Consider the following 22,449-nt stretch of genomic DNA (forward strand, 5'->3'; position numbering starts at 1 on the left):
CTTACTCGGGCTGCGCGGCCGCCCGCGCGACGTCGGCCGCGTTGACGTCTTCCGCACCGGGCGAGGTTGTCTGCTCGCCGATTTCGCGCGGCCCTGCCTGCCGCGATTCCGAATCGCCCGCCGCGCGGATCGCCCGCGCCACGCGCACGCGCGGCAGCGCATACGGATGCGAGGCGTTGAGGAATTCGATCATCCGCTCGCGCACGGCGCAGCGCAGGTCGAACAGGTCGCCGGAATTGCGCGCGCTCACCAGCAATCGCACCTGCAGAGTCGACTGGTCCGAATCGGTGATCTGCGCGACGCACACGCGGCCGTCCCAGCGTTCGTCGCTCTCGCAGATGTGCTGCAGCGCCTTGCGTACCTCGGCCATCGGCGTGCGGTAGTCGAGCCACAGGAAGGCGGTGCCGAGCAACTGCGAGGTGGTGCGCGTCCAGTTCTCGAACGGGTTCTCGATGAACCATTGCAGTGGCACCACGAGCCGGCGCTCGTCCCAGATGCGCACGACGACATACGTGCTGTCGATTTCCTCGATGCGGCCCCATTCGCCCTGGACGATGACGACGTCGTCCAGGCGGATCGGCTGTGCCACGGCGATCTGCAGCCCGGCGATGAGGTTGCCGAACACCGGCTTGGCGGCGATGCCCGCCACCAGGCCGATGATGCCGGCCGATGCGAGCAGCGTCGTGCCGATCTGGCGGATGGCAGGGAACGTCATCAGCGCGATCGAGACGCCGGCGAGGATCGCCACGCCCTGGGCGATGCGGCTGAGCACGCGCGTCTGGGTCTGGATGCGGCGGGCTTCGAGGTTGTCTGCGACCTCGACGGGGTTCTGGCGCAGGATCCGCCGTTCGATCGCGCCGATCGCCCGGACCACCAGCCACGTGAAGCACAGAAGGGTTCCGACGCCGAGCCAGTGCTGGATCCGGTCCAGCCAGTCCTCCGGCAGCGGCACGGCGCGCACCGCCACGCTGAGGAAGACCAGCGGCAGCGCGACGGCCGCGGGGAGGGCGATGACCTGCGTGATGCGAGCCCGCATCCGGGTGGCGGCGTGGGCATCGGCCCGGCGCGACAGGGCGAGCAGGGCGCGATGGACCAGCAGGCCCAGCACCAGCGCGATCGTCAACGGCCACGCGATCGCGCCCGCCTGCTCCCAGAAACCTCGATCCATGCCCCAGCCTCGCAGCGGCGCCGTAAATGCCGCGTCGACCTGTCGGCCGTCCCACCGGGCGCGTCCACGGAGCGGCCATCCGGCCCGCAGGGCCGTCCGGCCTCGCTATACTCTTTCGTCATTCGGCATAAACGCCGATGCTTCGCTATACCGATCAAGCAGTTAGCGTAGATACGTCATCCACCTCACGAGGATGCGCGCGCGGTCCGGCGACACGCATCGAGCCCGAGAACACATCGACGCATGCGTCTGTCCACGATCAAGCTGTCCGGCTTCAAATCCTTCGTCGATCCGACCACGCTGCACCTGCCGACCAACATGACCGGCATCGTCGGTCCGAACGGCTGCGGCAAGTCCAACATCATCGACGCCGTGCGCTGGGTGATGGGCGAAAGCTCGGCCAGCCGCCTGCGCGGCGATTCGCTGACCGACGTCATCTTCGCTGGCTCCTCCGCCCGCAAGCCCGTGTCGCAGGCGATGGTCGAGCTGATCTTCGACAACTCCGACCACACCATCACCGGTGAGTACGCGGCGTTCAACGAGATCTCGGTCAAGCGCACCGTCAGCCGCGACGGCAGCAACCAGTACTACCTCAACGGCGCCAAGTGCCGCCGCCGCGACATCACCGACCTGTTCCTCGGCACCGGCCTGGGCCCGCGCAGCTACTCGATCATCGAGCAGGGCATGATCTCGCAGGTCATCGAGGCCAAGCCCGAGGAACTGCGCGTCTACCTGGAGGAAGCCGCCGGCATCTCCAAGTACAAGGAACGCCGCAAGGAAACCGAAACGCGCATCCGCCACACGCGCGAGAACCTGGACCGCCTGAACGACCTGCGCGAGGAAGTCGGCAAGCAGCTCGAACACCTCAAGCGCCAGGCGCGCCAGGCCGAGCAGTACCAGGCGATCCAGGCCGAGCGGAAGGTGAAGGACGCCGAGTGGAAGGCGCTTGAACACCGCGCGCTCGACCAGAAGCTGCAGGGCCAGCGCGAGAAGCTCGCCCAGCAGGAAACGCGTCTGCAGCAGCTCATCGCCGAACAGCGCGAAGCCGAACGCGAGATCGAGACCGGCCGCGTGAAGCGCGAGGAAGCCGCCGAGGCGCTCAACAAGGCGCAGGCCGCCAGCTATGAAGTCAGCGGCACGCTGGCGCGCATCGAACAGCAGATCCAGCACCAGCGCGAGATGGCCAACCGCCTGAACAAGGCGCGCGACGAGGCGATGACCGCACTGGCCGAGCTGGGCCAGCACATGGGCAGCGACCAGTCCAAGCTCGACGTTTTGCGCGAAGCGGTGGCCGAAGCCGAGCCGCGCCTGGAACAGCTCCGCGAGGAAGACGTCCTGCGCCAGGACGCGCTGCGCGAAGCCGAAGCCGCGCTGACCGACTGGCAGCAGCGCTGGGAAGCGCACAGCCGTGCGCAGGCCGAAGCCTCGCGTGCCGCCGATGTCGAACGCACGCGCATCGAACACCTGGACCGCCAGGTCCTGGAAGCCGATCGCCGTCGCGAATCGCTCGGCAACGAACGCTCCGGCCTCGACCTGACCGCGCTGTCGGACGCGTTCGCCGAGCTGCAGGAAAAGCACGAGACGCAGAAGTTCTCCATCGACAGCCTCACCGAGGAGCTGGAGACCCGCAAAGCCGCGCTGGCCGAACTGCAGGAACAGCAGCGTTCCACGCAGTCCGAGCTGGCCGAGGCGCGCAAGCAGGCGCAGGCCGCACGTGGCCGCCTGTCGTCGCTGGAAACCCTGCAGCACGCGGCGCTGGGCCAGGAGCAGGGCGCCGCGCTGCGCTGGCTCAAGGCGCGCGGGCTCGATTCGGCCACGCGCGTGGGCGAGGCGCTCGACGTCGACGCCGGTTGGGAAAACGCGGTGGAAAGCGCGCTCGGCCAGATGATCGAAGGCGTGCTGGTCGAATCGCCGGAAACGCTGGTGGAAGCCATCGGCGAACTGGGCGAAGGCCGCCTGGCGCTGGTCGATCCGCAGAACGACGCCGTGCAGTTCGCACCGACGTCGCTTGCCTCGAAGGTGCGCGGTCCGATCGCGATACGCCGCATCCTCGCGCGCCTGCATGCCGCCGACGACCTCACCGCGGCGCGCGCGCTGCTGCCGACCCTGGGCGAGGGCGAATCGGTCATCACGCGCACGGGCGAACGCCTGGGCGCCGGCTGGGTCCGCGTGCTGCGCTCCGGCGCCGCACAGCAGGGCGCGTTGCTGCGCGAGCGCGAGATCCAGACGCTGCGCGGCGAGATCGAAACGCTGCTCGCGCGCGAGAAGGAACTCGAATCGCTGCAGGTGCAGCTGCGCGACCGCACGCTCGCCGCCGAACAGCAGCGCGAGGACGCGCAGCGCACGCTGTACATGGCGCATCGCAGCGTCTCGGAAATCGCCGGCCAGCTGCAGAGCCAGCAGGGCCGCCTCGACAACGCGCGTTCGCGCATCGAGAAGATCGACGCGGAACTGGCGCAGCTCGCGCAGAACCTCGAAGCCGCGCAGGACCAGGCCCGTGAGGCGCGCAACCGCCAGGAAGAGGCGGTGATGCGCATGACCGAACTGGAAGACGCACGCCAGGCGCTGGAAGGCGAACGCCGTGCGATGACCGACGCGCGCGACCAGGCCCGCAACATCGCTCGCGAAACGCGCGACGCCGCCCACGCGCTGGCGCTCACGCTGGAATCCCAGCGCACGCAGATCGCCGCGCTGGAGCAGGCGGTCTCGCGCATGGTCGGGCAGCGCGGCCAGCTCGACACGCGGCTGGAAGAACTCTCGCTGCAGCTGGCGGAGGGCGACGACCCGGTCTCGACGCTGGAAGAGCAGCGGCAGGTCGCGCTCGAACAGCGCGTGCTGACCGAGCAGAACCTCACCATCGCGCGCACCACGCTGGACGGCATCGACAACGACCTGCGCCGCTTCGAGCAGGTCCGCCACCAGCGCGACGACCAGGCGATCCAGCAGCGCGAGGCCATCGGCCAGCGCCGCCTGGAGCAGCAGGCGCTGGTGCTCAAGGCCGAACAGCTCGCCGCGGCCGTGGTCGAGGCGGGCTTCGTGCTGGAGGACGTGGTCAACACGCTCACCGACGACATGAACCCGCAGGTGTGGGAACGCACGGTGTCCGAACTGGACGGCAAGCTGCGCCGCCTGGAGCCGGTGAACCTCGCCGCCATCGCCGAACACGCCGAAGCCGAGCAGCGCAAGGACTACCTCGACGCGCAGAACACCGACCTCGCCACGGCGCTGGAAACGCTGGAAGAGGCGATCCGCAAGATCGACCGCGAAACCCGCGGCCGCTTCAAGGACACCTTCGACCGCGTCAATTCCGGCGTGCAGGAGCTGTATCCGCGCCTGTTCGGTGGCGGACACGCGTACCTGGAACTCACCGGCGAGGACCTGCTCGACACCGGCGTGTCGATCATGGCGCGCCCGCCGGGCAAGCGCGTGTCGAACATCTCGCTGCTGTCCGGCGGCGAGAAGGCGATGACGGCCGTGGCGCTGGTGTTCGCGATCTTCCGCCTCAATCCCGCGCCGTTCTGCCTGCTCGACGAGGTCGACGCGCCGCTGGACGAAGCCAACGTCGGCCGCCTCGCGCAGATGGTCAGCGAGATGAGCGAGGCGGTACAGTTCCTCTTCGTCACCCACAACAAGGCGACGATGGAAGCCGCGCACCAGCTCTCCGGCGTGACCATGCGCGAGCCGGGCGTCAGCCGCCTGGTGTCGGTGGACCTGGCCGAGGCCTCGCGCCTGGCGGGCGTGGCGTGATCGCGCGACCGTCGCATCGAAACAACATCGGGAAGGAGTTCAACGAATGTCCGACGTGACCCTGCTGCGGATCGGCATCCTGATCGCCGGCCTGATCCTCGTCGCCGCCATCGTCTTCTTCGGCCGGCCGCGAAAGCCGGGGCAGGGCAAGCGCGTACCGCGCGAACCGGCCGCCTCGTCCGGCGCGCCGCGCCAGGAGCCGACGCTGGGCGAGCAGATCGAACGCGACCTCGCGCAGGGCGGCACCGCCGGCGGCTCGACCTCGCAGGCCGAGCTGGAGCTGTTCGACCGCACGCTTGAAGGCGGCGCCAACAGCGAGCTGGGCCGTCGCGTCAGCGAGGAGTTCGACAAAATCGTGACCCTGTACCTGGCCGCGCGCGCCGGGCAGAAACTGCATGGCCCGGACATCGTCGTCGCCGCCGAGAAGGCGGGCTTGGTGTACGGCTACATGGGCGTGTTCCACCGCCTGGTCGAGAACCATCCCGATCGCGGCCCGGTGTTCAGCGTCGCCAACATCATGAAGCCCGGCAGCTTCGACATGGCGAACATCCAGTCGATGGAAACGCCGGCCATCGCGTTCTTCCTGACGCTGCCGGCGCCGGTCAACGCGCTCGACGCATGGGAAACCATGCTGCCCACCGCGCAGCGCATGGCCGAACTGCTCGACGGCGTCGTCCTGGACGAACAGCGCAACGCGCTCGGCCGCCAGCGCATCGCCCACATCCGCGACGAACTGCGCGCCTACGACCGCCAGCGCGAAGCGCCGCCGCTGACGAAGCCGGCGCGCTGGTAAGGCACGGGGGCGCGCTGACCAGAAGGTCCGCGCTTCTGCACATGTCGTCATTCCCGCGAAGGCGGGAATCCAGGGACGTTCCATGCTTTACCTGCGATCCTTCAGGCATGTGCCCCAAGCGCCGATGGACTACGCGAAGGCGTGGAAAGTCCATGGATTCCCGCCTTCGCGGGAATGACAATGCGGCAAGTTCCGGCGGTGCGATGAGGCCAGCGTAGTCGCCGAGATTCGACGCGAGCGCGCTTCCGCCCTCACGCGCGTCCCGTCAGAATGTCCACGCCCCCGCCGTGCAACGGCCGAAGGACTGCACGTGGCCAAGACCCAGACTCCCGCCGATCGCATCGCCGAACTGCGTCAGCGCATCGACGACGCCAACTACCGTTATTACGTGCTCGACGATCCGGCGATTCCGGATGCCGAGTTCGACCAGCTGCTGCGCGAACTGCAATCGCTGGAAGCCGAACACCCGGATCTGGTGACGACCGATTCCCCCACGCAGCGCGTCGGCATCGCGCCGAGCGGCACGTTCGCGCAAGTGCGCCATGCGATTCCGATGCTCTCGCTCGGCAATGCCTTCACCGACGAGGAAGTGGCCGATTTCGAGCGTCGCATCGAGGAAAAACTCGGTCGCCGCGCACCGAAGTTCTCGGTCGAACCCAAGCTCGACGGCCTGGCCATCAGCCTGCGTTACGAGAACGGCCGCTTCGTGCAGGGCGCCACGCGCGGCGATGGCGCGACGGGCGAGGACGTCACGGCCAACCTGCGCACGATCAAGGCGATCCCGCTGCAGATGCGCGGCTCCGGTTGGCCGGCCGTGCTGGAAGTGCGCGGCGAGGTCTACATGCCGCTGGAGGCGTTCAAGAAGTACAACGAGCGCGCGGTATCGGTAGGCGGCAAGGTGCTCGCCAACCCGCGCAACGGCGCGGCCGGTTCGTTGCGCCAGCTCGATCCGCGCATCACCGCGCAGCGGCCGCTCGCGTTCTACGCGTACGCCGTGGGCGTCGTCGAAGGCGCGGAACTGCCGCCGACGCACTCGCAGACGCTCGCGAAGCTGCGCGAGTGGGGCTTTCCGGTGAGTGGGCTCAACGACGTCGTGGCCGGCGCCGAAGGTCTGCTCGGCTACTACAGCGGCATCGGCAAGCAGCGCGATTCGCTGCCGTTCGACATCGACGGCGTGGTCTACAAGCTCGACGACTACGAAGGCCAGCGCGAGATGGGCTTCGTCTCGCGCGCGCCGCGCTGGGCCATCGCGCACAAGTTCCCGGCGCAGGAGCAATCCACGGTGCTGGAAGGCATCGACATCCAGATCGGCCGCACCGGCGCCGCGACGCCCGTTGCGCGCCTGAAACCGGTGCAGGTCGCCGGCGTCATCGTGACCAACGCGACGCTGCACAACGCCGACCAGATCGCGCGACTGGACGTGCGCATCGGCGATACGGTGATCGTGCGTCGCGCCGGCGACGTGATTCCCGAGATCGTGCGCGTCGTGCCCGAATACCGCGATCCGCACGCACCGCAGTGGCAGATGCCGACGCAGTGCCCGGTGTGCGGTTCGGAGATCGTCCGCGAGGAAGGCGAAGCGGTGTGGCGCTGCTCGGGCGAACTCACCTGCGCCGCCCAGCGCAAGGAAGCGATCCGCCACTTCGCGTCGCGACGCGCGATGGACATCGAAGGCCTGGGCGAGCGCTTCATCGAGGATCTGTCCGACCTCGGCTACCTCCAATCGGTCGCCGACCTCTACAAGCTCGAACTCGACGACCTGCTGGAAATGAAGCGCCGCGCAGACGAGCGCGACGGGACCACGCCCGAGACGGTCAAGTCCGGCAAGGTCGCCACGAAGTGGGCCGAAAACCTGATCGCCGCGATCGACCACAGCCGCACCACCACGCTGGAGCGCTTCCTCTACGCGCTCGGCATCCAGCACGTCGGCGAGAGCACGGCCAAGGCGCTGGCGGCGTGGTTCGGCGACATCGCGCTGATCCGCCGCCTGCCGTGGCCGCTGTTCAAGCGCGTGCCCGACGTCGGTGGCGAAGTGGCGCGCGCGATCGGGCATTTCTTCGACCAGCCCGGCAACCAGCAGGTGATCGACGACCTGCTCGCGCGCGGCGTGACCATCACCGACACGCACGCGCCGAACGCGAAGCTGCGCGACGGCCTGGATGTCGCGACGCTGCTGGTGGACCTGGAAATACCGAAGATCACGAAGATCCGCGCCGACCAGCTGGCGAGCGCGTTCCCGAACGTGCAGGCATTGCTCGACGCGCCGCAGCACAACTTCGTTACCGCCGGCCTGCCGAACGACACGGCCATCTCGCTGGCCGAATGGCTGGAAAACGAGGAACACGCGCGACTGCTCGGTCGCGCCGGCGAATCGCTGGCGACGCTGCTGTCGCTGACGCCCGAAGGCGAAGTCGCCGCGGCCGGTCCGCTCGACGGCCAGACCGCGGTGCTCACCGGCACCTTGGCGGCCATGAGCCGCGACGAGGCCAAGGCGAAGCTGGAAGCGCTCGGCGCGAAGGTCGCCGGCAGCGTGTCGAAGAAGACCAGTTTCGTCGTCGCGGGTGAGGCGGCCGGTTCCAAGCTCGACAAGGCGACGGAACTGGGCGTGGACATCTGGGACGAAGCGAAGCTGCTGGCGTTCCTCGCGCAGCATGGAGGCTGACGGCGTGAGCGACTGGCAACCGTCGGCGTCGTTCGACGCACTGCGACTGCGCGCGCGGGTCAACGCGACCGTGCGTGCCTTTTTCGCCGAGCGAGGCGTGGTCGAAGTGGAAACGCCGGTGATGTCGGTGGCCGGCAATACCGACCCTAACATCGCGTCGTTCCACCTGGAATTCAGCGGCCGCACCGATGGCGCGCCGCGTACGCGCTGGCTGCGCACGTCGCCGGAATATCCGTTGAAGCGGTTGCTCGCCGCGGGCTTCGGCGATTGCTACGAACTCGGGCGCGTGTTCCGCGACGGCGAAGCGGGCGGTCGCCACAACCCGGAATTCACGATGCTGGAGTGGTACCGGCTCGGCTGGGACCACACGCGTCTGGTCGACGAAACCGCCGCACTCGTGCAGGCCGCGCTGGCGCTGGTCGGCCGGACGGCGCCGCTCTCGCGCATCGCGTACCACGAGCTGTATCGGCAGCGGCTCGGCATCGACGTGGAGACGGCTGACGACGAACAACTGCGCGCGGCGCTGGGCGAGGTCGTCATCGACCCGACGGGCCTGACGCGCGACGACTGGCTCGACCTGCTGATGACGCACCGGCTGCAGCCGTCTTTCGATCCGGACGAACTGCTGGCCGTGTACGACTACCCGGCCTCGCAGTGCGCGCTGGCCCGCATCCGCCCGGGCGAAGTGCCCGTCGCAGAGCGGTTCGAGCTGTACCTCGGGCCGCTCGAGCTTGCCAACGGCTACCACGAACTGGCCGACGCGGCGGAGCAGGGCGCGCGGTTCGATCGGGACCGGGAGGTGCGCCGCGGGCGTGGCGACATCGCACCGCCGCGCGACGAACGCCTGCTGGAGGCGCTGTCGGCGGGGTTCCCCGCGTGCGCCGGCGTCGCGCTGGGCATGGACCGCCTGATGATGGCGATGCTCGGCACCGGCCGCATCGCCGATGTGCTGGCCTTCGACTTCGCGCGTGCCTGAGGTCGCACTTCCGGGATCGTCCCCGTCCTTGATGCCCGTTTACGCACGGACCCGATACAGTGGCGTCTGGAAGACAGGGGTGCATGATGCGCAGCTTGGCGGTCTCGACGTTGCTTGCGGCATGTGTGGTGGTCGCGCCTGAGGCGTTCGCACAGGAAGAGGGCGGGCGCTTCTACGGCGATCGCATCCTGCGCTGCGAATCCAAGGACGGCGAGGACAACATCTGCCCGGCCGACGTCCGCGGTGGCGTCCGCCTGCTGCGTACGCTCTCGCGCACCGATTGCGACGAGAACAAGACCTGGGGCGTGAGCGCGGCGGGCGTCTGGGTGAAGGACGGTTGCCGCGCCGATTTCGTGCTCGGCTACGGCGGCACCGTCGGCAGCGGCAGCGGTTCGCGCGTGATGCGCTGCGAATCCAAGGGCAACCGCTGGACGCATTGTCCGGCTGAAACGCGGGCCGGCGTCGAACTGGTGCGCCAGCTTTCGAAAAATCCCTGCATGCGCGGCCAGAACTGGGGCGCCGATGCGCGTGGCGTGTGGGTGTCCGGCGGTTGCCGGGCCGAGTTCCGCATGATGGTTGACGTCGCCAACGAAGCGCCGCGCGAGATCGTGCGCTGCGATTCGGTCGAGAAGCGCCCGCGCCATTGCCCGATCGACACCAAGGGCGGCGTGCGCGTGTTCCGCCAGCTCTCCCGCGCCGCCTGCATCGAAGGCCGCAGCTGGGGCGTGGACGACAACGGCATCTGGGTCGAGGACGGCTGCCGCGCCGAGTTCGAGATCCACCAGAAGCCGCAACCTTCCAACGGCTGAATAACCGCGGGCGGGACCGTTCCGGTGCGGTCCCCGTTAAGCCTCGCTGGTTAGTCTGAGAAAAACTCGCATCGCACGAAGGGGGCTTCGATGTTCGCGCATTCGCTCAGGGTTCTTGGGTTCTTCTCCGTGATCGCCGCCAGCGCGCTGTCGGCGCAGGCCGCGCACGCGCAGGTCGATGCGCAGCGTTACGGTTCCGACCGGGCCGTTCGCTGCGACTCCAACGACAACAGGTTGCAGCGCTGCGCCGCCGATACGCGCGGCGGCGTGCGGCTGCTGCGGCAGGTATCGAAATCGTCCTGCGTCGAAGGCCGTAGCTGGGGCTACGACCGGACCGGCATCTGGGTCAACAACGGGTGCCGCGCCGAGTTCGCGCTCGGCGGCGGTTGGGGTGGTGGTTGGGGTGGCGGCGGTGGTGGCGATGGCCGCACCGTGCGCTGCGATTCCAACGACAACCGATACCAGCAGTGCGCCATCGACGGTCGCGACGCGCGACTGGTTCGTCAGTACTCCAAGTCGGCCTGCGTCGAAGGCCGCAGCTGGGGCGTCGGTCGCGGCTTCGTGTGGGTGAACAACGGCTGCCGTGCCGAGTTCGCCAGCGGCTACGGTGGCGGGCACGGCGGCGGCTGGAATGGCGGTAACGGAGGCGGTCACGGCGGTGGCGGCTGGAACGGTGGCGGCCCCGCGCAGACGCTCTACTGCGGTTCCGACGACAACCGCCAGCGCCGCTGCAACGTCACCATCCGCCGCGACGCGCGCATGGTGCAGCAGAAGTCCAAATCCGCATGCATCGAAGGCCGCAGCTGGGGCTGGGATCGCGACGGCATCTGGGTGAGCAACGGCTGCCGCGCCGACTTCCAGGTGCGGTAAGCCCGCAGCATGACGGGTGCGGGAAGCGGGCGCGAGGGCCCGTTTCCCGACCTGAAACCTGCGGCCTGTAAACTGGCCGCATGAATACCAACGCCATCGATTTCGACCGCTACGACCGCATCCGTCCGATCCGCTGGACCGGGCAGGCCCTGGAACTGCTGGACCAGCGCAAGCTGCCGTTCGTGGTCGAGTACGTCACCTGCGCCGACAGCGATGCCGTCGCCGAGGCGATCCATGCGCTCACCGTCCGTGGCGCGCCGGCCATCGGCATCGCCGCGGCCTGGGGCGTGGTGCTCGCATCGCGCACGGTCGAGGCCAATGACGGCCGCGATGCCGCTGCCCGACTCGAACCGGCGCTGCAGCGCCTCAACGCCGCGCGCCCGACCGCGGTGAACCTGGCCTGGGCCCTGGCGCGCATGCGCCGCGCGCTTGCCGCCGCCGGCGCGGACTGGCGCGACGTGCTCGAACGCGAAGCGCAGGCCATCGCCGACGAAGACCTCGCCGCCAACCGTCGCATGGGCGCGCTCGGTGCCGCGCTGATTCCGCCGGGCAGCGGCGTGCTGACCCACTGCAACACCGGCTCACTCGCCACCGCCGGCTTCGGCACCGCGCTTGGCGTGATTCGCGCCGGCGTTGCCGAAGGCCGCATCGACAAGGTGTTTGCCGGCGAAACCCGCCCGTGGCTGCAGGGCGCGCGCCTGACGGTGTGGGAACTGCAGCAGGACGGCATCTCGCCGACGCTGATCGCCGACTCCGCCGCCTCGCACCTGATGCGCTCCGGCGACGTGCAATGGGTGGTCGTCGGTGCCGACCGCATCTGCGCCAACGGCGACACCGCCAACAAGATCGGTACCTACCAGCTCGCGATCGCCGCGCGCCACCACGGCCTGAAGTTCATGGTGGTCGCGCCGTCGTCCACGGTCGACATGGAAACCCCGTCCGGCGATGCGATCCACATCGAGGAACGCGACCCCGGCGAGCTGTTCGCCGTCGGCGGCGTGCGCACGGCGGCCGACGAGATCGGCGCCTGGAACCCGGTGTTCGACGTCACCCCGCACGAACTGATCGACGCCATCGTGACCGAGCGCGGCGTGATCGAGCGGCCGGACGAGGCGGCGATGAAGGCGGCATTCGGCTGACATTGCCGGCTCCGCACCCGCCGGGAAGGAGCCGCAAGGAGCGGTCAACGCGACACCCTCCACACGGCCGGTCGAGGATTCGGTGCCGCCGTCGCGCCGTGCCTGCATGCCTGTGCTGAACGATCCCGCGCAAATATCGCGGAAAACCCGCCGGATTCCCTCGCAAGTCATTGTTTCTGGCCGGGATTCGGGTGTCTCGAAACCCCGTTTCGTGCTATCATTTCCTGTCGATCCGACACCGCCCGCTGCGGACTGGAACGCCAGCCCGCAAGGGGTGTTTTGCGGCTGAAACATCGCGCTGATGGAACCTCCGGTTCGGGCGCGCGCAAATAAACAGACACGGAAACCCGATGGCCGAACTCGCCAAGGAAATCATCCCGGTAAACCTCGAAGACGAGATGCGCCGCAGCTACCTCGATTACGCGATGAGCGTGATCGTCGGGCGCGCGCTCCCGGACGCGCGCGACGGCCTCAAGCCGGTGCATCGCCGCGTGCTGTACGCGATGAACGAACTGGGCGCGCACAGCAACAAGCCGTACTACAAGTCGGCGCGTATCGTCGGTGACGTCATCGGTAAGTACCACCCGCACGGCGACACGGCCGTGTACGACACGCTGGTGCGCATGGCGCAGCCGTTCTCCCTGCGCTACATGCTGGTGGACGGGCAGGGCAACTTCGGTTCGATCGACGGCGACAACGCTGCGGCCATGCGATACACAGAGGCGCGCATGTCGCGCATCGCGCATGAGCTGATGGCCGATATCGACAAGGAAACCGTCGATTTCCAGCCCAACTACGACGAAAAGGAACTCGAGCCCACCGTCATGCCGACGCGTGTGCCGAACCTGCTGGTCAACGGTTCGGCCGGCATCGCGGTCGGCATGGCGACCAACATCCCGCCGCACAACCTGTCGGAAGTGATCGACGCGACGATCGCGCTGATCGACGAGCCGACCATCGATATCGACGGCCTGCTGCAGTACATCCCGGGCCCGGATTTCCCGACCGCCGGCATCATCAACGGCACCGCGGGCATCACCGCCGCGTACCGCACCGGTCGCGGCCGCGTGCGCATGCGTGCGCGCGCCGAAGTCGAAGTGGCCGACAACGGCCGCGAGGCGATCGTCGTCACCGAGATCCCGTACCAGGTCAACAAGGCCCGCCTGATCGAGAAGATCGCCGAGCTGGTCAAGGAAAAGAAGCTCGAGGGCATCAGCGAGCTGCGCGACGAGTCCGACAAGGACGGCATGCGCATCTACATCGAGGTCAAGCGCGGCGAATCGGCGGAGGTCGTGCTCAACAACCTCTACCAGCAGACGCAGATGGAGTCGGTGTTCGGCATCAACATGGTCGCCATCGTCGACGGCCGGCCGAAGCTGCTGAACCTGAAGGAGCTGCTGGAAGTCTTCGTCAAGCATCGCCGCGAAGTCGTCACCCGCCGCACCATCTTCGAGCTGCGCAAGGCGCGCCAGCGTGCGCACATCCTGGAAGGCCTGACGGTCGCGCTCGCGAACATCGACGAGATGATCGAGCTGATCAAGACCTCGGCGAACCCGAACGAGGCGCGCGAACGCATGCTCGCCCGCACGTGGGAGCCGGGCCTGGTCGGTGCGCTGCTCGCCGCCGCCGGCAGCGACGCGTCGCGTCCGGAAGACCTGCCCAATGGCGTCGGCCTGATCGATGGCCGTTACCAGCTCACCGAGACGCAGGCGCAGCAGATCCTGGAAATGCGCCTGCACCGCCTGACCGGCCTGGAGCAGGACAAGCTCACCGACGAATACAAGCAGCTGCTGGAAACCATCCGCGGCCTGATCGAGATCCTCGAGGATCCGTCCGTGCTGCTGGAAGTGATCCGCACCGAACTGCGCAACGTCAAGGAAGAGTTCGGCGACGCGCGCCGCAGCGAGATCCGCGCGAGCGAGGAAGACCTCGACATCCTCGACCTCATCGCGCCGGAAGACGTGGTGGTGACGCTGTCGCATTCCGGTTACGCCAAGCGCCAGCCGGTCAGCGCGTACCGCGCGCAGAAGCGCGGCGGCAAGGGGCGCAACGCGGCCTCGACGAAGGACGAGGATTTCATCGACCACCTGTGGCTGGTGAACACGCACGACACGCTGCTGACCTTCACCAGCGCCGGTCGCGTGTTCTGGCTGCCGGTGCACCAGCTGCCCGACGCCGGCCCGAACGCGCGCGGTCGTCCGATCATCAACTGGATACCGCTGGAAAACGGCGAGCAGGTCCAGGCCGTGCTGCCGGTGCGCGAGTACGAGGAAGGCCGCTACGTCTTCTTCGCCACGCGCAATGGCACGGTCAAGAAGACGCCGCTCACCGAGTTCGCCTTCCGCCTGCAGCGCGGCAAGATCGCGATCAACCTCGATGAGGGCGACGCGCTGGTCGATGTCGCGATGACCAATGGCGATTGCGACATCATGCTGTTCGCGAGCAACGGCAAGGCCGTCCGCTTCTCCGAGGACGCAGTGCGTTCGATGGGCCGCACCGCCACCGGCGTGCGCGGCATCCGCCTGGCCGAAGGCGAGGAGGGCGAGGAAGGCGATGACAACGGTGGCAGGAACACCAGCGGCGCTTATGTCGTCAGCCTGATCGTCGTCGAAGGCGATGGCGACATCCTCACCGCCAGCGAACGCGGCTACGGCAAGCGCACCGCGCTGGAGGAATACCCGCGCAAGGGCCGCGGCGGCCAGGGCGTGATCGCGCTCAAGACCACCGAGCGCAACGGCAAGCTGATCGGCGCAGTGCAACTGTCCGACCACCACGACGTGCTGCTGATTTCCGACGGCGGCACGCTGGTGCGCACGCGTGCGGCGGAGATCTCGCAGGTCGGCCGCAACACGCAGGGCGTCACGCTGATGCGCCTGTCGGCGGAGGAAAGCCTGCAGACGATCGAACGCGTGGACGCCTCGCTCGACCAGGACGAGGAGAACGGCGGCGAAGCGTCGATCGATGGCACCTCGGCAGTCGTGGCCGATGCGTCGATCGAGGCGTCGGGCGAAACGGATTCGCCGGCCGCGACCTGATCGGTTCGCCGATCGTTCCAAATGAAAACGCCGCCTTCGGGCGGCGTTTTTTTTTGCACGGTGCCCGCGCGTCGCTCGAACCGTCATTCCGGCGAACGCCGGGACCCAGGCCGACGACGCGTGAGGTCGTGCCTCAACGGCGCCTGCGTCCAAGGTAACGCGCTGCATTCCCGCCTCCGCGGCAGTGACCGCGACGAGGAATCACCCCAGCACCCGCACCTCATCCCCGCGACGCACCACGCCCGCCGTGCGCGGAATCAGATGCCGCCCGAACGTCACGCCGGCATCGAATCGCCGGTAGCCCGTCAGCGTCTTCAACGGCTGGCCGTCGTGCGATCGACGCCCGGTCGCCGGATCGATGTTGACGAAGTTGCAGCGCGTACAGTCCTTCGCGACGTCGAATTCCATCTCGCCGATGGCGATGCGCGTCCACGCATCCTCGGCGTGCGGTGCGTCGACATCGACGACGAAATTCGGCCGGAAGCGCGTCATCGAGACCGGCACATCGAGCTGCGAATTGAGTCTATCCAGCGAGCCGCGGCCCAGCAGCATGATCGGGAAACTGTCCGCGTAACCGACGATGTCGCCTTCGCGCGCGAACGCCGGGTCGACCTGCCGTTGCACCGTGTCGTCCATGTAGACCAGTCGAACGGTCGTGCCGAGGTACCGGCTGAACCATTCGCCGGCTTCGGACGACGCGAACGTGGCGGCGACCGGCTTCTTCCAGATCTCGACGACCGAATGCTCCGACGGCACCGGAATCGCGACGCCCAACGTCGGCAATCCCGGTGCGTCGAGTGCCAGGCCGCCATCGACAGGCCTCGCGTGGACGAGTGTGAGCTCCGGGAACTGGCGGCCGGTAATGAAGCGACCGTCGCCGTCGACGATCATCCAGCGGCGGTCGCCGGCCAGTCCGCGTGCTTCGACATGCGCCTCGTCGAGCGCCAGCGGCGCGCAGGACTTGATCGGATAAAGGTACAGGTCGCTCAGCTTCATGGCGGTTCGGACGCGCGGGGACGCACCCATCGTGACCGCCGTGGCGAACGCGGTAAAGCGTCAGCGCCGCGGCAGGCGCCGCTTCACTTCCGCCAGCACCACGTCGACCGGCAGCTGCGCCAGGTCCGGCACCTGCATCGCATCGAAGGCGCGCATGCGGATGCCAGTGCGTTCGACCGATGTGTGCGACCCGAACAGGGCGAGTCCCGGTACGCCGAGCGCCGCGGCCAGGTGCGTCGGTCCGGTGTCGTTGCCGACGACGAATGCCGCGCGCCGCAGGACGCCGGCGAGGGCGAACCAGTCGAGGAATCCCTCCGGCGCGGTGAGAACGGTAGCCGGGAGGCTGCGGGCCAGTTCCAGTTCGTCCGGCCCCGGCACGACCACCACCGCGTGTCCGAGTTCGGTCAGGCGCCGGGCGAATTCGGCGTGCCCAGGCCAGCGCTTGTGCACGTGCCGGGCGGCGCTGCCGGGGATCAGCACGATGTAGTCCGACGGGACGCCGGCGGCGGCGAGGAGCCCGCTCGCATCGTCGGCCATCCAGACCGGATCGGGCGCGTCCGCGTGGCGCACCCGGATTCCCGCCTGCGCCAGCATCCACGCATAGGCCAGCCGGTCCGGAGTGCCGCTGTCGGACGGATTCTGTTTGCGCAGCCAGTGCGAGGGCTCGGGCATCAGGCGCCGGTACAGCGCGGTGCGGTCGCTGCCCTGCAGGTCGTAGACGCGGTCGAAGCCGCGCTCGCGCAGGGTCCGCAGCAGCGCGAGATTGCGCCCGAGCTGGAGCAGCGGCGCGCGCGGATCGGCGATCACCTCGTCCACGTGCGGGCAGCGCGACATCAGCCGCGTGTACGGCGACGAGGCGAGCAGGACGATGCGGCGGTCGCGGTGGTGTTCGCGCAGGTCGCGCAGCGCGCCGTCCGCCTGGAGCAGGTCGCCGAACGCGCCGTGACGGATCACCAGCACCGGGTTGCGGGTCCGGACGTCGCGCTCCGACGCGGCAGCCGGTCTGGCCGGCAGGTCGGGTTCGGCGATGACAGGACGCGGTACGTCGCGCGGCATGCGTCAGGTCGGGTGGGACGATGCGGCCGATGATCGCACACGCCATGTGACAACCCCGACAGACGCATCGACCCGTTCGGCACGACGTTCGGCCGCGAAGTTTTCGTGGCCGAAATCTATACTCGGCGCACAACCGGGGAGACTGCATGAAGCGCGCATCGGAAGGATTCGTTCACGCCTGGCCGGGTCATGGCCGCGTGGTTCGTTGGTTCGCATTCGTCGCCATCGCCGCCGCGCTGCTGGGCGGCTGCAAGCGCGACGCGAACGGCCAGCTTCCCGCGCCGAGCGGCGAGGCGATCCAGGCGAAATCGCAGACGGTGCAGGGCTTCGCGCTCGTCGCCGCATACCCGGACCAGAAGGGCGACGAACAGCTCGCCATCGCGCTGGACTTCAGCAAGCCGCTGGTGGGCACGCAGTCCTTCGACGACCTGATCGCGGTGACCGACAAGAACGGCGCGGTCGTGAAAGGTAGCTGGGTGCTGTCCGACGACGCCAGAGTGCTGCGGTTCCCGCACGTGGAGGCGAGCAAGGACTACATCGTCGCGATCAAGGCCGGCCTCACCGCCGCGTCGGGCGATCGCCTCGCGCAACCGCTGCGCAAGGAGGTCTACACGGGGCCGCTCGATCCTGTGGTCGGCTTCGCCTCGCAGGGCAGCGTGCTTCCGGCGCGAGAGAGTCGCGGCCTGCCGGTGGTCTCGGTCAACGTGCCGGAAGTGGACGTCGAGTTCCTGCGCGTGCGCGAGAAGGAACTGCCGAAGTTCTTCGCCGAGTACCAGCGCGGCGGTCGTCGCGGCAGCTGGGAACTGGCCAGCGAATACAGCGAGAAGACCCCGCTGGATCGCCTCGCCGAACCGGTCTACGTCAACCGCTTCGTCCTCGGCGGCAAACCGAACGAGCGCGTGCTGACGTACCTGCCGGTGCAGGACATCAGGGAACTGCAGGAGCCCGGCCTGTACTTCGCCGTGATGAAGCGCGCCGGACAGTTCCAGGACCAGTACGAGACCGCCTTCTTCACCGTCAGCGACCTCGGCCTGCACGTACGCGCGTACAAGGACACGATGTTCGTGCATACCGCGTCGCTGCAGTCCGGCGCGGCGGTGCCGAACGTGGAGTTGCGCATCCTCGACTCGCGCGGCGAACCGGTGCTGAAGGCTGAAACCGATGGCAACGGCAACGCGCTGCTGAAGTACAAGCTCGATGCGGCGTACGTGCTGGTGGCGAGCAAGGGTCGCGACGTCTCGATGCTGCCGTTCAACCAGCCGGCGCTGGACCTGTCCGAGTTCGCGGTGAGCGGCCGCGAGCAGGCGTGGTTCGACGTGTTCGCGTGGTCCGGGCGCGATCTGTACCGCCCGGGCGAAACCGTGCGGTTGTCGGCGCTGCTGCGCGACCAGGACGGCAATCCGGTCGCGGCGAAAGCAGGAAAGACGCCGCAGCCGCTTTTCCTGCGTTACGTGCAGCCCGACGGCAAGACGTTCCTGGAAACGCGCGTGCAACCCGATGCACAAGGCTACGTGCGTCACGCGCAGGTCATTCCGGTGGACGCGTCAACCGGCCGCTGGCGCGTGGAATTCCGCACCGATCCCGGCAGCAAGGACGCCGTGCAGGGCATGACGTTGCGCGTGGAGGAGTTCCTGCCCGAACGCCTCAAGCTCGACCTTAACGCGCAGCCCATGCTCAAGCCGGGCGAGCCCCTGCGGCTGCAGGTCGATGGCGCGTATCTGTACGGCGCCCCCGCGTCGGGCAATCGCTTCACGGCGAAGCTGGCCGTGGCGGTCGAGCAGCATCCGCTGGAACAGCTGCCGGGCTGGTTCTTCGGCGATCCCACGCTGCCGTTGCCGAAGGAAGCGTCGGACGTCGTCGACACCGAGCTCGACGAGCAGGGCAAGCTCGAGCAGGACATCGCGCTTCCCGAGGAAGCCAAGCCCACCAGCACCATCGCTGCGATCGTCACCGGCAGCGTGTACGAAACCGGCGGGCGCAGCGTCAATCGCAGCCTCAAGCGCGTGCTGTGGCCGGCCGATGCGATCGTCGGCGTGCGCCCGCTGTTCGACGACAAGGAAGGTGCCGACGCGAATACGACGGTCGGATTCGAGATCGGCCGTTACGGCAGCGACGCACAGCCACGCCCGGCCAAGGCGCTGCGCGTGACGCTGGTGCGCGAGCATCGCGACTATCACTGGAACCACGGCGACGACGGCTGGGATTACGACTTCACCCGCCGTTATGAAGACATCGAGACGAAGACCGTCGACGTGGGCAGCGGATCGGCGCGCGTCGATGTCCCGGTCGAGTGGGGCGACTACCGCCTCGACGTGTTCGACCCGGCGACCAAGCTGACGACGCGTTATCCGTTCACCGCCGGGTGGAGCTGGAACGACGAGAACCGCGGCCTGGATGCACGCCCGGACAAGGTCAAGCTCGCGCTCGACAAGACCTCGTACCGCGCCGGCGACACGCTGAAGGTAACGCTGACGCCGCCGCACGCCGGCAAGGGCCTGCTGATGGTCGAGACCGACCGCATGCTCTACGTGCAGGACATCGACGCCAAGGCCGGCAGCACGTTCGAAATCCCGGTGACGAAGGACTGGGAACGCCACGACGTCTACGTCACCGCGCTGGTGTTCCGCGGCGGCAGTGCGCCCAGCAAGATCACGCCGGCGCGCGCGGTGGGCGTGGCGTTCGTGCCGATGGATCGTCGCGATCGCAAGGTTGCCGTCGGCCTGTCCGTGCCGAAGCAGATGCAGCCCGAACGCGACCTGCCGGTAACGGTGAGCGCGCCGCAGCTGGCCGGGCAGGACGCGTTCGTGACCGTCTCGGCGGTGGACGTGGGCATCCTCAACATCACGCGCTTCCCCGTGCCCGACGCCGCGGCGCATTTCTTCGCGCAGCGTCGCCTGGGCGTGGACGCATACGACGTCTACGGCCGCGTGATCGAAAGTTTCGAAGGCAGCATGGCGAAGATCCGCTTCGGCGGCGACATGGCGCTGGCTGCGCTGCCGCAGGCGCGGCGTCCGACGGCGAAGGTCCAGACCGTCGACCTGTTCGCCGGTCCGGTGAAGCTCGACGCGAAGGGCAGCGCGCGCGTGCGCCTGCCGGTGCCGGACTTCAACGGCACGCTGCGGGTCTCCGCGCTCGTGTATTCGGCCAGCAAGTACGGCAGCCGTGCGGCGGAGACCATCGTGCGCGCGCCGGTACTGGCAGAAGCCAGCCTGCCGCGCGTGCTGGCGCCGGGCGACAAGAGCAACGTCACGCTCGACGTGCAGAACTTCACCGGCCGCGCCGGCACGTTCAAGGTGCAGGTGACGGGCGAGGGGCCGATCGCGATCGCCGACGGCACGCGCACGGCGCAGCTCGCGTCGGAAGCGAAGACCACCTACACCTTCCCGCTGCAGGCACGTCCCGGCATGACCGTGGCGCAGGTGCGCGTACGCGTGGACGGTAACGGCGTGAAGGTCGATCGCCGCTACGACCTGCCGGTGCGCCCGGCATGGCCGTCGGTCGTGCGCGCGCGGACGAAGGTACTCGATTCGCTGGGGCAGATCGCGCTGGACCAGGCGCTTGCCGAAGGCCTGATGCCCGAATCGGTCAACGCGCGTCTGACGGTCAGCGCGCTGCCGCCGATTCCATTCGCCACGGCATTGCAGGGCGCGCTCGAGTATCCCTACGGCTGCGCCGAGCAGACGACCAGCAAGGGTTTCGCCGCGCTCGAACTCGACGATGCGACGGCGAAGATGCTCGGCACGACGGGCCTGGACGCAGCGAAGCGTCGGGCGCGGATGGAAGGCGCGTTCGGGCGTCTGGCCGCGATGCAGATCGGCTCGGGCCACTTCTCGATGTGGGGCGACGGCGACTACGTCAATCCGCTGATCACGCCTTACGTCGTGGAGTTCCTGCTCGACGCGCGCGATGCCGGCTTCGCCGTGCCCGACGCGATGCTGCAGAAGGCGCTGAAGGTGCTCAACGAGGACCTGCTCTCCGGCGGCGCGCCGTTCTTCGGCTACGACCGTCGAGAACACCTCAAGTTCGCCTACCAGGCCTACGCCGGCTACGCGCTCGCACGCGTCAACCGCGCACCGCTGGGCACGCTGCGCGCGCTGTACGACAACGAACGCAAGAACAGCCTGACCGGCCTGCCGCTGGTGCATCTGGGCATCGCGTTGTCGCTGCAGGGCGACAAGACGCGCGGTGCGAAGGCGATCGCCGAAGGTTTTGCGCGCGATGCGGCCGATCGGCCGGATTACCTCGGCGATTACGGCAGCCGCCTGCGCGACGATGCGCTGATGATCGCTCTGGTGCACGAGCACAAGCTCGACAAGCCGGAGTTCGACGCGCGTTCGGTGGCGCTGGGCAAGGAGCTCGACGCGCGGCGCAACACCGGCTGGCTGTGGCTGAGCACGCAGGAGCAGGTCGCCATCGCGCGCCTGGGCAAGGCGCTGATGGCCGACCAGGGCAAGCAGGTCTCGGGCGAATGGAAGGTCGGCGACGCGACCAGCGAAGCCGGTCCGGCGCGCCTGGTCGGAAAGCTGTTCGACGCGGCGGCCATCGCGCGCGGCGTGAGCTTTACGCCGAAGGGCGAGCCGCCGCTGTACGCGAGCTTCGAAGTCGCCGGCGTGCCACGCAGCGCACCGGCGCCGGACAAGTCGGTCATCGACATCGACCGCAAGTACTACTCGACCGATGGACAGCCCTGGACCGGCGGCACGCTGGCCGAAGGCGAAGCGCTGATCGTGCAGGTGAACGTGCGCGCGAGCAGGCCGATGCCCGACGCGCTGCTCACCGACCTGCTGCCGGCGGGTCTGGAGATCGAGAACTTCAACCTCGGCGACGGCAAGCAGTGGGCCGGCGTGGTGATCGACGGGATCGAGCTGAGCGACCGCGACGACGCGGCCGAAGTCCGCCACGAGGAGTTCCGCGACGACCGCTACGTGGCGGCGCTCAAGCTCGACGTCGGCGACACCGCGCGCGTGTTCTATCTGGTGCGCGCAGTGACGCCGGGCACGTACACGGTGCCGCCGTCGCTCGTGGAGGACATGTACCGGCCGGACCTGCGCGGCGTCGGCAAGGTGGCGCCGTCGGTGATCACGGTGACGCAGCCGGGAGGGAAGTGAGGTTCGACGTGCAGTTGCCGGGCTTTGCCATCGAGTGGAAGAACGTCATCCCGGCGAAAGCCGGGGCCCAGGCCCGGTGTGTTTCCGTTT

Annotated in this window: 11 protein-coding genes and 2 pseudogenes; 10 read left to right on the forward strand and 3 right to left on the reverse strand. The window is 68.4% G+C overall.

What is annotated here, in order from left to right:
• Position 1 precedes the first annotated feature (1 nt).
• A complete protein-coding gene (locus tag GOY17_RS07625; protein WP_157029914.1) occupies positions 2-1,168 on the reverse strand; it encodes a mechanosensitive ion channel family protein in 1,167 nt (388 codons plus the stop codon).
• Between the two features lie 243 nt (positions 1,169-1,411).
• On the opposite strand from GOY17_RS07625, the gene smc reads away from it, so the two are divergent.
• From smc to gyrA, 9 genes and pseudogenes are all read left to right on the forward strand, one after another.
• Complete coding sequence (gene smc / locus GOY17_RS07630) at positions 1,412-4,915, forward strand: chromosome segregation protein SMC (protein WP_157029915.1); 3,504 nt, start codon at positions 1,412-1,414, stop codon at positions 4,913-4,915.
• A 46-nt stretch (positions 4,916-4,961) separates the two neighbouring features.
• The gene (zipA, locus tag GOY17_RS07635; RefSeq protein WP_115840598.1) at positions 4,962-5,708 is read left to right on the forward strand and encodes a cell division protein ZipA; all 747 of its coding nucleotides are present in this window, start codon (positions 4,962-4,964) and stop codon (positions 5,706-5,708) included.
• A 310-nt stretch (positions 5,709-6,018) separates the two neighbouring features.
• Positions 6,019-7,942: pseudogene (gene ligA, locus GOY17_RS07640) on the forward strand (NAD-dependent DNA ligase LigA); the annotation flags it as partial.
• Between the two features lie 182 nt (positions 7,943-8,124).
• Positions 8,125-8,370 (forward strand): annotated as a pseudogene (locus GOY17_RS19135) (BRCT domain-containing protein); the annotation flags it as partial.
• A complete protein-coding gene (gene epmA / locus GOY17_RS07645; RefSeq protein WP_157029917.1) occupies positions 8,360-9,346 on the forward strand; it encodes an EF-P lysine aminoacylase EpmA in 987 nt (328 codons plus the stop codon). The pseudogene GOY17_RS19135 and the gene epmA, both read left to right, overlap by 11 nt.
• An 83-nt stretch (positions 9,347-9,429) precedes the next feature.
• Positions 9,430-10,155 (forward strand): DUF3011 domain-containing protein, encoded by a 726-nt coding sequence (locus GOY17_RS07650; protein ID WP_115840595.1) that lies wholly within the window; start codon positions 9,430-9,432, stop codon positions 10,153-10,155.
• Between the two features lie 90 nt (positions 10,156-10,245).
• Complete coding sequence (locus GOY17_RS07655; RefSeq protein ID WP_157029918.1) at positions 10,246-11,025, forward strand: DUF3011 domain-containing protein; 780 nt, start codon at positions 10,246-10,248, stop codon at positions 11,023-11,025.
• Positions 11,026-11,105: 80 nt separating this feature from the next.
• On the forward strand, positions 11,106-12,164 hold the full coding sequence (gene mtnA, locus GOY17_RS07660) for an S-methyl-5-thioribose-1-phosphate isomerase (RefSeq protein WP_157029919.1): 1,059 nt from the start codon (positions 11,106-11,108) through the stop codon (positions 12,162-12,164).
• A 350-nt stretch (positions 12,165-12,514) separates the two neighbouring features.
• Positions 12,515-15,199, forward strand: a complete 2,685-nt coding sequence (gyrA, locus tag GOY17_RS07665; RefSeq protein WP_157029920.1) for a DNA gyrase subunit A — start codon at positions 12,515-12,517, stop codon at positions 15,197-15,199.
• Positions 15,200-15,400: 201 nt separating this feature from the next.
• Here the strand turns inward: gyrA and GOY17_RS07670 are convergent, their stop codons facing one another.
• A complete protein-coding gene (locus GOY17_RS07670) occupies positions 15,401-16,195 on the reverse strand; it encodes an MOSC domain-containing protein (RefSeq protein ID WP_157029921.1) in 795 nt (264 codons plus the stop codon).
• Positions 16,196-16,255: 60 nt separating this feature from the next.
• Entirely contained in the window at positions 16,256-17,251 is a 996-nt protein-coding gene (locus GOY17_RS07675; RefSeq protein WP_157029922.1) for a glycosyltransferase family 9 protein, read from the reverse strand.
• A 146-nt stretch (positions 17,252-17,397) separates the two neighbouring features.
• On the opposite strand from GOY17_RS07675, the gene GOY17_RS07680 reads away from it, so the two are divergent.
• Positions 17,398-22,359 (forward strand): alpha-2-macroglobulin family protein, encoded by a 4,962-nt coding sequence (locus GOY17_RS07680; RefSeq protein ID WP_157029923.1) that lies wholly within the window; start codon positions 17,398-17,400, stop codon positions 22,357-22,359.
• The last annotated feature ends 90 nt before the right edge of the window (positions 22,360-22,449 follow it).

It is taken from the genome of Lysobacter soli (genome assembly GCF_009755585.1).
GTDB classification, from domain to species: domain Bacteria; phylum Pseudomonadota; class Gammaproteobacteria; order Xanthomonadales; family Xanthomonadaceae; genus Lysobacter_J; species Lysobacter_J soli.

What these genes read in the sequence shown, in the direction of transcription:
- GOY17_RS07625 (WP_157029914.1), bottom strand. Translation starts at nt 1,168, where the DNA reads ATGGATCGAGGTTTCTGGGAGCAGGCGGGCGCGATCGCGTGGCCGTTG.
- smc (WP_157029915.1), top strand. Translation starts at nt 1,412, where the DNA reads ATGCGTCTGTCCACGATCAAGCTGTCCGGCTTCAAATCCTTCGTCGAT.
- zipA (WP_115840598.1), top strand. Translation starts at nt 4,962, where the DNA reads ATGTCCGACGTGACCCTGCTGCGGATCGGCATCCTGATCGCCGGCCTG.
- epmA (WP_157029917.1), top strand. Translation starts at nt 8,360, where the DNA reads ATGGAGGCTGACGGCGTGAGCGACTGGCAACCGTCGGCGTCGTTCGAC.
- GOY17_RS07650 (WP_115840595.1), top strand. Translation starts at nt 9,430, where the DNA reads ATGATGCGCAGCTTGGCGGTCTCGACGTTGCTTGCGGCATGTGTGGTG.
- GOY17_RS07655 (WP_157029918.1), top strand. Translation starts at nt 10,246, where the DNA reads ATGTTCGCGCATTCGCTCAGGGTTCTTGGGTTCTTCTCCGTGATCGCC.
- mtnA (WP_157029919.1), top strand. Translation starts at nt 11,106, where the DNA reads ATGAATACCAACGCCATCGATTTCGACCGCTACGACCGCATCCGTCCG.
- gyrA (WP_157029920.1), top strand. Translation starts at nt 12,515, where the DNA reads ATGGCCGAACTCGCCAAGGAAATCATCCCGGTAAACCTCGAAGACGAG.
- GOY17_RS07670 (WP_157029921.1), bottom strand. Translation starts at nt 16,195, where the DNA reads ATGAAGCTGAGCGACCTGTACCTTTATCCGATCAAGTCCTGCGCGCCG.
- GOY17_RS07675 (WP_157029922.1), bottom strand. Translation starts at nt 17,251, where the DNA reads ATGCCGCGCGACGTACCGCGTCCTGTCATCGCCGAACCCGACCTGCCG.
- GOY17_RS07680 (WP_157029923.1), top strand. Translation starts at nt 17,398, where the DNA reads ATGAAGCGCGCATCGGAAGGATTCGTTCACGCCTGGCCGGGTCATGGC.